Source organism: Pseudoalteromonas sp. KAN5, from assembly GCF_022846535.1.
Taxonomy (GTDB): Bacteria; Pseudomonadota; Gammaproteobacteria; order Enterobacterales; family Alteromonadaceae; genus Pseudoalteromonas; species Pseudoalteromonas haloplanktis.
Window position 1 is genome coordinate 1,665,087 of sequence record NZ_AP025589.1, and the last position, 13,009, is coordinate 1,678,095.

General features: G+C 41.4%; 9 protein-coding genes. 1 reads left to right on the forward strand and 8 read right to left on the reverse strand.

The features are described 5' to 3' along the window. Positions 1–122: 122 nt before the first annotated feature. From KAN5_RS07290 to KAN5_RS07325, 8 genes are read right to left on the reverse strand one after another with little or no spacing between them, the layout of a single operon-like run. A complete protein-coding gene (locus tag KAN5_RS07290; RefSeq protein ID WP_016709248.1) occupies positions 123–2,462 on the reverse strand; it encodes an alkaline phosphatase D family protein in 2,340 nt (779 codons plus the stop codon). Positions 2,463–2,480: 18 nt separating this feature from the next. Further along, positions 2,481–3,464 carry an aldose epimerase family protein gene (locus KAN5_RS07295; protein WP_016709247.1) on the reverse strand — a complete coding sequence of 328 codons (984 nt, stop codon included), beginning with the start codon at positions 3,462–3,464 and terminating at the stop codon, positions 2,481–2,483. Between the two features lie 2 nt (positions 3,465–3,466). Beyond that, entirely contained in the window at positions 3,467–4,489 is a 1,023-nt protein-coding gene (galE, locus tag KAN5_RS07300) for a UDP-glucose 4-epimerase GalE (protein ID WP_016709246.1), read from the reverse strand. An 11-nt stretch (positions 4,490–4,500) separates the two neighbouring features. Further along, a complete protein-coding gene (gene galK / locus KAN5_RS07305) occupies positions 4,501–5,655 on the reverse strand; it encodes a galactokinase (protein WP_016709245.1) in 1,155 nt (384 codons plus the stop codon). Then, positions 5,652–6,707 carry a UDP-glucose--hexose-1-phosphate uridylyltransferase gene (locus KAN5_RS07310; protein ID WP_016709244.1) on the reverse strand — a complete coding sequence of 352 codons (1,056 nt, stop codon included), beginning with the start codon at positions 6,705–6,707 and terminating at the stop codon, positions 5,652–5,654. The genes galK and KAN5_RS07310 overlap by 4 nt, the downstream gene beginning before the upstream one ends. A gap of 11 nt (positions 6,708–6,718) precedes the next feature. After that, entirely contained in the window at positions 6,719–7,807 is a 1,089-nt protein-coding gene (locus KAN5_RS07315) for a family 43 glycosylhydrolase (RefSeq protein ID WP_138554838.1), read from the reverse strand. A 9-nt stretch (positions 7,808–7,816) separates the two neighbouring features. Continuing rightward, positions 7,817–8,755 carry a sugar kinase gene (locus tag KAN5_RS07320; RefSeq protein WP_244390827.1) on the reverse strand — a complete coding sequence of 313 codons (939 nt, stop codon included), beginning with the start codon at positions 8,753–8,755 and terminating at the stop codon, positions 7,817–7,819. Beyond that, positions 8,752–10,347, reverse strand: a complete 1,596-nt coding sequence (locus KAN5_RS07325) for an MFS transporter (protein ID WP_016709241.1) — start codon at positions 10,345–10,347, stop codon at positions 8,752–8,754. Before KAN5_RS07325 ends, KAN5_RS07320 begins: the two co-directional genes overlap by 4 nt. Positions 10,348–10,667: 320 nt before the next feature. On the opposite strand from KAN5_RS07325, the gene KAN5_RS07330 reads away from it, so the two are divergent. After that, positions 10,668–13,004 (forward strand): beta-galactosidase, encoded by a 2,337-nt coding sequence (locus KAN5_RS07330; protein ID WP_016709240.1) that lies wholly within the window; start codon positions 10,668–10,670, stop codon positions 13,002–13,004. Positions 13,005–13,009 lie beyond the last annotated feature (5 nt).

Genomic DNA, 13,009 nt, shown 5'->3' on the forward strand with positions numbered 1-13,009 from the left:
GTATTTTGTTAACAATATATAATTTATTAATAAAAAAGTGAAACCGCAATTACGCTGTGTTTCACTTTTAAAAATCAATAAATATGAGTGCTATAAATTGTTAGTTAAACATCCTATGAATGTTAAAAGGGCTTTATATATGGCCAGCCAGCAAATTGCTTACCTGTTGCTGGGTTTGTGCTCCATTCCCAGCATTCTAATTGGTAATGCTTAGCCTGATGGTTCACTTTAATAATGCCGTACCCTTCACTTTTCAGTTCTCGGTCAGCTAAAAATTTACCCCATGTATTATTCTGACGTGCAAACTCTGTATGAGTTATTTTTGGGTTTGCAGCAGCAAGCACTCTCATTTTATTGCCGAAGGAATCGGTGAAATCGCCAGTATTCATATCGTTATTACGTTGATTAGTCAGTGCCACTTTAGGCTCAAACCAACGCTGCCAAAATGCAGCACTCGCAGGGCCTGCAAAAAATAAACTACCATCATCAAAACGATTAATACCTTGGTAAGCTAATAAACCTAGATGTTGATCCCCTGCAATGACTAAAGCATTTGCCTCGCTAACCAATTTAACTGCCCGAGTTCGACCATCAGCAGGATAACCATTTGAATCATAATCAATTAATGCCTCACCATTTTCATCAGTTTGTGGCGAGCCCCACATGGAGGCGGTAATACACACCTTAGGTTTACCAGGATGCATACTTTGCCACGCTTTTAAAAATGATTCTTGGCGTTGCCCTAATAACTCACCCGTTGTCGCAAGTTTGTTTACTTTATAATCTGGTGGTGTTTTAAATTTACGATCTTCAACAATGGCAAAACTAATGCCGCCGTATTCAAACGCAGCATAGGCCACTGGAATGTCGTATTTAATCGGAGTGGGATCATAAGGGTCTGGGTTATGGCCATGTTGAATACGATAAACCATTCTGACCAAGTCTTTATCCCATTTAAAACCGCCATCTTCTTCTTTAGGTAATTCTGAATTTTCGCCGCCATCACCCCATAAGTTACCTTGTAGTACATCATGGTCATCAGCCAAAATAATCGTTGGCTTATCTTTTATACTGTCAGCGAACGCCCAATACCATAAATACCACTTATATAAGGTATCGAGTTTTGCATCTGGTGTGTGACGCCCATAACGGGTTGGGTATGTTTCATAATATTGGTCACCACAAAACACAAACATATCAGGTTTGTGATAAGCCGCATTTTCCACTAACTCAGTGTGGGGAAATAAGATGTTATCTTTGGTATAGCGTCCAATCTCTCGCTCTTTAGCAATAAGTGGCGTGTAATGGGTGTTATCTAAACTTTTTGATGTCGGAATGATGCAAGAATACAGCGCGATGGTAAATTCTTTGCTGATTTGTGGATCTGCCGCGACGATACCTGAATACAAGGCAGTATCTGGTTTTTTGGGATCCACAACCCGGTATTTATAAGCATTTAGATAATCCCAGTTACTCAACCTAAACCTAGCCACAAAACCATCTTCAATCGGTGCAGTAGCTCCTAATTGCCATTGCTGCTGGCCTTCACGTTGGTATTCCAACCGTAGTTTTGCTAATACCTGTGTATCGACTGGCATCAGTTGGCAGGTTAACTTAAGTATATTTTTATTAACTGTGTACATACAACCCACAACAGGACCAAGGGTATTACTATTGTTCTGTGTTATTTTCGCACCACCGGTTTCAATATCACTAAACCCCCAACGCGCACCTGCAACTAATGGCTCTGATGAACTTAGTAAAGAGATGCCACCTTGTAACTGCTCTGCAGGCACTTTGTGTAATAGCGCAAAGCCGAGCTCTTGAGCAGTATCCGCATCAGTAGCAACTAAGCGTATATCAAAATGCTCGCTATCTATGGGATCTAAATGACAATCCAGTGTAATTTTAGCGCCATCTTGGTACTGTTTCAGGTTAAACAATTCTCGATTGATGGTTTCAAACTTTAGCGCTTTATTTTCATCATCAAACTGACGAAATGATAATTTACCACCGCTATCAAATGCAGCAATGATCCCGCCATTAACCCCACCAGCGCGTTGCGCCAATGCAGCGCCTTTAGCGGTTAATTCGCCTTTGCCAACACCCAACAAAAAGCCACAAAAGCCATTCTCACCTGGGGTTAGATTACGCACGGTGGCTTTAATGCGTCCGCTCTGTAGACTGTTATTAAGCTGGCGTGTTAATAATGATACCGTGCGGGCTTCAAAATCTTTCCCTTCACGAGTGCACTGTAATTCATTGCCAGCCCTTTGCCAGTCCTGCAAACGATTACCCCAAAACTGCTCACCCAACCATACTTGCGGTGTAAACTGTGCGTTATCCAAAGCCGATGTTGTAGCAAGATCACTACGGTACGAGGCAAAAAGTCCAGCACACCCGCTCAGTAGACTAGTGCCCACTAAGCCTGCAGATAGTTTTAAAAAACTTCTCCTTTTCATCGTTTTACTCGCTTATTCTTATTGTGTTGGTAGTTGAATATGAAATTCAATTTGATGTTGATATGGGCGCTCAGGGCCATACATTGAGCTTAAAAAATGATGGTGATTTACTGCATTAGGTAACTCATGAGGTTCAATACATAACCCAGCATAAGGTCCCATGGCTTTACCATTAATGTGGTTGTAATTACTAGGTAAGTAATAACCGGTATAAAATTGACTACCTGGGGCTGTTGAATAAACAGCAACTTGATAACCACTTTTAATATGGGCAATAGTGCCATGATGTTTTAATTTACCTTCTCCGGCAGGATCTAATAAATAATAATCGTCAAAACCGGTATCAGGCAGTTGCTTATCTAATTGTTTAGAGTGCGCAAAGTCGTAAACTGTAGAATAAACATTTGCAAATTCACCAGTGGGGATATTTTCGCTATCTTTGAGTAATCGTAACCGTGCAGGTAATTGAATATGATGATCAGTTATATCTAATTGCTGTTTAGAGCCCAAGTTCCAATAAATATGATTGGTTATGCTTATTGGCGTCAGTTGTGATGCAATACCTTGCATATCAATAGTCAATTTATTATCGATTAACTGATAGGTCACGGTAAACTCAACATTGCCTCGGTAACCTTCCTCGCCATCGATGCTGATATAACTAAATACGGCTCGATTATTAATATGATCAACATCAACAATCTGCCAATTCACATGGCTAAGCCCTTTATTACCACCATGTAAATGGTGTTGACCTTCATTGTTAGTCAACTTTACTGTGGAAAACTCATCTAAAAACTGGCTATTAGCAATGCGATTAGCCACTCGGCCAACGGTCGTACCTAAATAAGCAGGATTCGTTAACCAGTCTTGTTGCTGCTGATAGCTCAGTGCCAGATGCTCGCCATTTGGCGCCTCGATACTGTGAATAGCAGCACCAAAACTGCTCAAGGTCACCCGCAAACCATTAGCCTGCGTTAAAGTGATAGTCTGCACAGCCATACTTAACTCTGATAGCCTTGCGGGTTTTTACTTTGCCAATGCCATGTATCTTTCATCATATCAGCTAAAGTATATTCACATTGCCAATTGAGTATATTGGTTGCTTTACTAGCGTCAGCCCAAAAAGCAGGTAAGTCACCACTGCGTCTTGCTGCTATTTCAAATGGAATATCAACACCTGTATGGCGTATAAAGCTCTTCACAATAGCTAATACTGAAAATGGGCTGCCTGTGCCTAAATTAAATGCCTCGTACAATGGTTGTTGCTGAAGGCTTAACCATTGCAGTGCTTTAACATGCCCATTGGCTAAGTCACTCACATGGATATAATCACGCTCACAAGTGCCATCTTCAGTTGGGTAATCACCACCGAAAATAGATAGTTTGTCACGTTTTCCTACTGCAACCTGCGCTACAAATGGCATTAAGTTATTAGGAATACCTAAAGGGTCTTCACCAATTAAGCCACTTTGATCGGCACCAATTGGATTAAAGTAACGTAAACTTGCAACTTGTAACGAGCCTGCTTTTACAATGTCTTGCAGCATCTGCTCAATCATTACTTTGGTTTGACCGTAAGGGCTGGATGCGCGGCTCAATGGTAATTCTTCCGTATAAGGTGGCGTTGCATGCTCCCCATAAACCGTTGCTGATGAACTAAACACTAACTTATTGACCTTAAATTCAGCCATGCACTGGCACAAGTTAAGGGTTGAGATCAGATTATTCTGATAATAACTAAGCGGTTTTTGCATCGATTCGCCAACGGCTTTTAAACCAGCAAAATGAATAACAGCACTAAAGTTATGAGCGCTGAATGTTGCTTTAAGCTTAGTTTCATCCAATAAACTGGCATGAACAAACTCTACATTTTTTTGTGCTAGTGTCTGTACTCTGACTAATGATTCACGGCTTGAGTTACTTAAATCATCTATTACCACAACCTCAAAACCACTACGTAACAAGCTCAACACTGTGTGGCTGCCAATATAACCAGCGCCTCCGGTAACCAGTACTTTTTCCATTTTCATAATCCTTATGCTCTTATTACTGATACACCAGATGCTGGGAGGCTGGTATAAATACTTTCTTTTATACCCGTTTTTTGCTGATACTGAGATTCAATAGCTGCCGTTACTTCTGCCACCATAACGTTAGGTACAAATGCCACAACACAACCACCAAAACCACCACCGGTCATACGCACACCACCTTTATCACCAAGTACGTTATCGATAATTTCAACTAACGTGTCTATTTGCACTGTGGTGATCTCAAATAAGTCACGCATCGATGCATGGCTTTGTGCCATTAATTTACTTAATCGACCAATATCGTTATCAGTAAATGCTTGCATCGCAGCTAATGTACGCGCATTTTCATACACTATGTGCTCAACGCGCTTCGCAACTTGGGGGTCAAGCTGCGCCTTATTTGCTTCATATTCTTCAATTGAAACATGACGTAAGCTTGGCTTTGAAAACGCCTCGGCACCGGCATAGCATTGCTCACGGCGTAAGTTGTATTCGCTATCAACTAAACCACGTTTTACATTTGAATTGATCATCATGATGGTCATGCCTTCATTAATGCTCACTTCAATTAAGTCTAAAGACTGGCAATCAATTCCCAGCGCTTGACCTTGTTGACCGCACGCAGAAATAAGCTGATCCATAATGCCGCAGTTACAGCCTACAAAATTGTTCTCAGCCGCTTGACCAATTTTGGCGATCTCTTTACGTTCAATAAACAAATCGCATAAATGGTTAAACGCGTAAGCAATCCCCACTTCCAGTGCAGCCGATGAGCTAAGCCCTGCACCTTGCGGCACATTACCGGTAATACAAATATCGCAGCCCGTTAATTGATGCCCGCGTTTTTGTAATTCATCAACCACCCCGCGCACATAATTACTCCAGCTTTGAGTTTGATGATGAGCGAGTTCTTGGCCTACGCTAAAGCTGTCAACTTCATTATTACAATCAAGGGCTAATACATTTACAGTTGAATCAGTACGCGGGGCAACGGCAATATAAGTGGCGTATTCAATGGCACAAGGCAGTACAAAACCATCGTTATAATCGGTGTGTTCACCAATTAAATTTACACGACCTGGTGCCTTCACAACAAAGTCAGCATCACGCGTAAAGTGTTTTAAAAATGCGCTGCGCACAGTGCTTTCAATGTTCATGCATTCACCTCTTTATAATGCGTGAGTGATTGTTGTTTTAAAATAGTGGCCGCTTGTTCTGGCGTTATATCACGCTGTGCTTCAGCCATCATTTCATACCCCACCATAAATTTTTTCACCGTGGCAGAGCGCAACAATGGCGGGAAAAACTGACCATGCAGTTGCCAAAATGAGTCATCGTGATCATCATATGGCGCACCATGCCACCCCATTGAATAGGCGAATGAACATTGAAATAAATTATCGTATTTAACGGTAATTTGTTTGATCATCTCAGCGAGGCTGATCTGCTGCGCGCTTGTTAACTGAGTCATTCTTGTAATTGCAAAACGCGGTAATAATAGGGTTTCAAAAGGCCATGCAGCCCAATATGGCACAACCACTAGCCAGTCTTCATTAGCACAGACAACACGTTCATCTAATGCAAACTCGCGGTTGGCGTAATCCAATAATAAATTACTGCCATGTTGCTGATAGTACTTTTGTAAATTATGGTGTTTACGCTCAACTAAACTAGGGAGTTGATCTTGCGCCCAAATTTGTCCATGCGGGTGCGGATTTGAACACCCCATTACAGCGCCTTTATTCTCAAACACTTGAACCCAACGGTAGGTTTGCGAAAGCTCTGCACATTGCTGCTGCCAAGTATCTACTACATTAGTGATTTCACTGATCGAGAGCTCAGGCAGGGTTTTTGAATGATCCGGTGAAAAACAAATAACCCGTGCTGTACCGCGCTCTGTTTGCATGCTAAATAACGGATCACTTTTGCTTGCCTTTGGCACATCTTCACGCAGTGCAGCAAAGTCATTCGTAAATACAAAGGTTCCCTCATAATCTGGGTTTACTTCACCATTGATGCGCGTGTTACCTTTACATAAAAAGCAATTTTCGTCATAGGCCGGTTTTACTTCATGATCAACGCTTTCTTCTTGGCCTTGCCAAGGACGTTTAGCACGGTGCGGCGATACCAACACCGACTCGCCCAATAAGGGATTAAAACGACGATGTGGATGTTCTGTCGGATCAAATTGATTGTTTTGATTACTCATTACTGCAAACCTTAGTTACTATTTTGAAATGTGCCCGCATCAAGCACTTGTTTACGTGGTGTAAATCGGCAAATGTAGTTCCAGTTCCAGCTGGCATCGTATTTATGGCAAAGTCCCCAGCTTATTCCTGGCGCTGGGTTTTCATCAAAGCCTTTTACTGGGCGATATAAACCAATGGCCTCCGGGCCACCTTTGATATGTGCCATGATTTCAAAATTAATACCGTCTTTAGCAAATTGAATGGTATTTTTTTCAGGGCCATCGGTCGTTAGTAAGCTGGCAATACCGCCTCTAAAATTCCACACAACGACTTCGTGGCCACTGTTCGAGATAGGGTTGTATTCAGATTTAACATAGGGACCTAACACATTGTCAGCGATAGCAACGCCATGTTTTATTTCACGGCCACCAAAATTCATGCCCTCCCCTTGGGTTTCACCTTTGTAATACAGGTAAAATTTATTTTGGAAAAACACTAAGCACGGATCGTGCACTTTATGGCTATCAAAACTGCCTTTTTTGCTCACTGCAAAGCGGTTATCTTCGTCACCTGACCACACACCATCTTTACTTGGACTGACAATAGGCGCAGGAGACTTTTGCCATGGCCCATAAGGTGAGTCTGACTGTGCAATGGCAATATGCTCGTACTGGCGATTGCTATAAGGTGTTTCAACGGTTTGATACACTAAATAGTATTTTCCTAAATGAGCAAAAACTTCCGGCGTAAATACAGCTCTATCATCGTATTGACCAGCTTTACCACGGGCAATCGCTACGCCTTGCTCTTGCCACGTAATGCTATCTTTTGAAGTGGCATGCCATACTTCGGTCAAATCCCAAGGGAATACTTTTGCTTCTGGGTCATTTGCATTAAAACCTAACGTTTCACCTTCGCCTTTGGTGTACCAACAATGATAAACACCCTCAATATACAAAACTGATGATGGATCACGGCGGATCACGCCTTCTTGATAAGCAAAGTCACCTTTTAATGGTGTTACATCAAACTCTGTTAACCACTGTGGGCCTTTTTGATCATAGCCTCGTTCAATTGCTCGCAGGCTTGCTAAACTCAATTTTTGTTGATTATCAGACATATTTATTCCTTACTTTGCACTGCTTAAATTAAGCGCTTGGTAAACGTCAAAAGGTAAAATGGCACCTTGATGTTGCACCACCTGGGAAGCAACTTTATCAGCCATTTGTAAAGCGACTTGTGGTTCGTGCTGCGTCATTCTTGCGGCTAGATAGGTACCTGCAAACGAATCTCCTGCTGCTGTGCTATCAACTTGTTGTGGTGCAGGATTAAATGCACATTGCGCACTCAAGGTATTTTGGCAAAACACCTGCATGCCTTTACTACCGGCTTTAATCACCACTTCATCAATTGCAAACTGTTGGCAATAATCAACAATATCATTCGCATCGGTATGGCCGAATAAAGTGTAGTGATCATCAAGCCCAGGTAACACCACATCACTGATTTGGTAGGCGCGCTCTAACCACTCAATTGCATGCGCTTTTGATTGCCACATACGCGCACGGTAATTAGGATCAAACGCAATAATGCACCCTTGCGCTTTTAATTTAGTTAATAAATCAACTAACTGTTGCTTTGAATCATCCTCTAAAATGGCAAGGCTTATACCACTAAAAAATACCCAATCATTTTTGCCTAAACCAAAATCAAACGGTTGTTTGGCATATAACTCCATCATGTGTTTCGCAGCAGACTGATTACGCCAATAGTCAAAGCTACGCTCTCCATGCTGATCAGTCGAGATGGCATAGATACCCACATTATGGTCGGGAGTTTTGATCACCTGTTTGCTACTGATCCCTTCTTGCTGCCACTTTTTAAGCATATTAATGCTTAGAATATCCTCACCAACGGCGCTGAAAAGCTCACAATTTAATTGCTCTGCAAAACGTTTGGCATACACTAATGCGTTATAGGTATCTCCGGCAAAAGACTGCTGACATTCACTCACCCCTTTAGGCACAAGTTCAACCATGCATTCACCAATGGCTAATAAGGTACTCACGCGCCCTCCAATGCTTTTTTTGCTGATACACCCGCTAACTGCTCTTCAATTTCTTCTATCGATTTGTTTTTTGTCTCAGGCATAATTTTATAAAGCAATATAAAGCCAATTACACCGCTAATGCTGTAGAACAAAAAGATATTCGCCGCGCCAAAGTTATTTAATTGCCAAGGGAAAAACTGCTGTACTAAATAGCTCACAACACTGGCAATAAACGCAAACGTTGGAATGGCAACACCGCGAATACGGGTTGGGAATATTTCAGAAAAAATCACCCACATAATTGGGCCTATTGAAAAGTGAAACGCAGCAATAAAACCGGCAATACCAAATGATATAAGCGGCGCATTAATCGTTGCGGCACGTTGAATTAAATCACTTTCAAACCCTTGTAGTTGGGATGCTGAAAACACCGTGGCTAATGCTTGTTTAAACTCAACATCACTGTGATATACCTGACCAATCAACTGATCTAAGCCACTGACTGTATTTAAGCTCGAGAATTCCGCAATATGTTGCGCTGATAAACTATATTCAGCTTGGCTAAAGCCGATATAGCACATGAATAAACTCACGGTCGCCGTTGCTAAGCCACCAATGACTAAAGGTCTGCGGCCCAATTTATCTATTAATAAAATCGCCACAACAGTAAAAACAATACTCACTAAGCCAATTAACACTGCGTTTAAAAACGCCGCATCAGTGCCTATGCCTAGTTGCTCAAATACTGTTGGTGCGTAGAACATAATCGCATTTATGCCCGTTACTTGCTGAACCAGCGCAATAGTTAATGCAATAATCACCGCAGCACGAACGCGGCTATCAAGTAGCTGTTTAAAAGATGCTAAATAGCTGCTTGTGTCTGAGTAATCAATTAAACTTGTTTTTATAGTTTGCAGTTGCTCATCGGCCAACGTGCTATTTTTAGTTAATCGTAACAGTACCGCTTTTGCTCGAGTTTCGTTGCCTTTCATCACCAACCAACGCGGGCTTTGTGGAATAGTAAATAACAATAAAAACCAAAGTAGAGCCGGAATCACTTCTACCCCGAGCATCCAGCGCCATAAATTTTCTTGCATAGCGTAGGTGCTGACCCACTGATAACTACTTTGTGATAGCTCAACTAATAAATAGTTAGCAAAATAAGCTGCCGATAAACCCACCACAATATTTATTTGAATCATAGAAACCAGTTTGCCACGGTATTTAGCAGGCGATACTTCACCGATATACATGGCTGCAACAGATAAAGAGGTAAACGCTAAACCACCAATAAAACGCGCAATGACCAACGCTTCATAGCTCGGCGCTAAAACCGAAGATATCGCAGAGAAAATATAAATGAATGCAATGCCAATGAGTGTATTCTTACGACCAAACACATTGCATATATAACCGGTGATCAGCAGTGCAAATAACACCCCAAAACCAGGAGCACTGACGACTGTACCAATTTGTATATCCGTTAAGTTAAACTCAGCAGATACAAAACGTACCGTTCCTGAGATCAAAGCAGCATCTAAACCAAAGATAAAACCGCCAAAGGCGACGACCAAGGCAAAAAAGAACACATTACGGTTGCTACCATTCATACATCTTTATCCAATTTTGTTGTTATCATTGTGTGTATTAATTCAAAAATTAACAATTAAGGAAGCCCTTTAAAATTGTTAACAATTAACCATGAGTAATTCATTCGAGGTTATTTCATAATTAACTCGCATGCAACATATATTTTTAAAAAACTCTGTTTTCACACTGGGAAGCAAAATTTTTGTAAATCTTTAAAGTTTTTAATATCAATAATTTAAGTGTAGAAATGGACAATTACACAAATTGCACTTTGTTAACAATTTTCAATTTGTTTTTTTTCGTGTATGGTGTGTTAAATTGTTAAAAAGGTTGGACTATAATGAAATATAAAAAAAATCTAGCAGTAACAGCACTGGTACTCGCCCTCACAGGGTGTAATCAACAGACTAATAACGTGTCAGATCCCGTGGCAGCGAAAGCAACCAGCAGCAGCTCGACCCTGTTGCACTTATTAGATGATGCCCAGCATACGGCTGACACAGCGGTTAAAATAAAAACCAGCGGTGCTCAGGTCACTAATAACGATAATATTTTAAATATTGCGTTTAATTCAGAGCAAAACCTTTATTCAGGTGTCACCTTTATTCCCGATACGCCATGGGACTGGAGCCAGTTCAAAGATTTTAATATCGCATTTGAGCTTGCAAACCCTGGCCAGCATTCCGTACAAGTATACTTAGATATCTCTGACATTGACGGTGCCAACTACACCCGTACAGTCAATGTGCCTATTGGTGACTTTCATACATATTATGCAAAGCTAGATGGCCATGACCTAGCAACTCCTGATGGTGATGAAAGTGTAGAGCTTAACTTTACCTCAGGATTACGCTCGAACCCTGCTACCTGGCAGTCAGACGAAACTCAATTTATCTCAATGTGGGGTAAAAAGAACTTAAATCTGAAAGGCATCACCAAAATTTCATTGAGTGTACAAAGTGCACTGCATGATAAAGCGTTGCAAATTAAATCTATTGATTTACGTACGAACCCTGAGTTTGATACTCAATTTTTAACGCATATTGTTGATAAATTTGGCCAAAATGCTAAGCAAGATTTCGCTTATAAAGTACATTCAGTTGATGAGTTAATTACCGACAAACAACAAGAAGCCAAACAATTAATAGCACAACGACCGGCAGATCGCTCGCGCTTTGGTGGTTGGGCACAAGGGCCAAAACTAGAGGGCACGGGCTACTTTAGAACAGCAAAACACAATGGTAAATGGTCGTTAGTCGACCCAGATGGTTACCTTTATTTGGCAACCGGTTTAGATATTATTCGTCTTGCCAACTCAACTACATTAACAGGTTATGACTTTGATCAGTCTCTCTTTAAAAGCGCCAATGAATCGGGCTTAACACCTGAAGATTCCAAAGGGTTAAACCGAGTTAACAAAGAAGCACTACCAAGTCGCTTTGTCGCATCACAAGTACGTAAAGATTTGTTTGAATGGTTACCAAGTTATGATGAGCCAATGGGTAAGCACTATGGCTATCGTAAAAGCGCCCATTCAGGTCCACTTGCGCACGGCGAAACCTACAGCTTTTATTCTGCCAACCTTGAGCGTAAATACGGCCAAAATAATAGCGACTTTATGCAAAAGTGGCGCGAAGTTACTCTGCAACGCATGATAACCTGGGGCTTCACCTCACTAGGGAATTGGACAGATCCAAGTTACTACGATAATCAACAAGTGCCCTACTTTGCTAATGGCTGGATCATAGGTGACTTTAAAACCGTTTCAAGTGGTAATGATTTTTGGGGAGCAATGCCTGACGTATTTGACCCCCATTTTGCAGAGCGTGCAGATATTACCGTAGAGAACGTCGCAAAAGAGGTTAAAAACTCACCTTGGGCAGTGGGCGTGTTTATTGATAACGAAAAAAGCTTTGGTCGCCCTGACTCTGTACAGAGCCATTATGGGATTGTGATCAACACGCTGGGCAGAGACGCAGCAACAGTGCCGACAAAAGCTGAGTTTTCTCGCTTAATGAAGCAAAAATACACTGATATTAATCAACTCAATCAAGTGTGGCATTTAAATTTAGCCTCATGGGAGGAGTTTGATAAAGGCGTAAAAGTAGATGTTAAAAACAACGATCAACTTGCTGACTTTTCAATCATGTTAACCGCCTACGCCGACAAATACTTTAGTGTAGTTGATGCGGCAATGGATAAACATTTACCTAATCACTTGTATTTAGGCGCGCGTTTTCCTGATTGGGGCATGCCCATTGAAGTCGTTAGAGCATCAGCAAAGCATGTTGACGTGATCAGTTTTAATGCATACAAAGAAGGCATCAAGCCTAAAAAATGGGAATTCTTAAGTGAATTTGATAAGCCGACTATTATTGGTGAATTCCATGTTGGCGCATTAGACTCTGGCTTGTTCCACCCAGGGCTTATTCATGCCGCTGATCAACAAGACCGCGCAAAAATGTACACTGACTATATGCGTTCAGTCTTTGACAACCCATACTTTATTGGCGCTCATTGGTTCCAATACATAGACTCGCCTATTACTGGGCGTGCTTATGATGGAGAGAACTATAACGTTGGTTTCATTACAGTCACTGATCGCCCTTATACTGAAATGGTTGAAGCAGCAAAAACTGTGAATAATGAAATGTACGAGCGACGATTTAAGAAATAAAGCTT

Excerpts from the sequence above, each read along its gene's own strand:
- KAN5_RS07290 (WP_016709248.1), bottom strand. The coding sequence starts at position 2,462 with ATGAAAAGGAGAAGTTTTTTAAAACTATCTGCAGGCTTAGTGGGCACT.
- KAN5_RS07295 (WP_016709247.1), bottom strand. The coding sequence starts at position 3,464 with ATGGCTGTGCAGACTATCACTTTAACGCAGGCTAATGGTTTGCGGGTG.
- galE (WP_016709246.1), bottom strand. The coding sequence starts at position 4,489 with ATGGAAAAAGTACTGGTTACCGGAGGCGCTGGTTATATTGGCAGCCAC.
- galK (WP_016709245.1), bottom strand. The coding sequence starts at position 5,655 with ATGAACATTGAAAGCACTGTGCGCAGCGCATTTTTAAAACACTTTACG.
- KAN5_RS07310 (WP_016709244.1), bottom strand. The coding sequence starts at position 6,707 with ATGAGTAATCAAAACAATCAATTTGATCCGACAGAACATCCACATCGT.
- KAN5_RS07315 (WP_138554838.1), bottom strand. The coding sequence starts at position 7,807 with ATGTCTGATAATCAACAAAAATTGAGTTTAGCAAGCCTGCGAGCAATT.
- KAN5_RS07325 (WP_016709241.1), bottom strand. The coding sequence starts at position 10,347 with ATGAATGGTAGCAACCGTAATGTGTTCTTTTTTGCCTTGGTCGTCGCC.
- KAN5_RS07330 (WP_016709240.1), top strand. The coding sequence starts at position 10,668 with ATGAAATATAAAAAAAATCTAGCAGTAACAGCACTGGTACTCGCCCTC.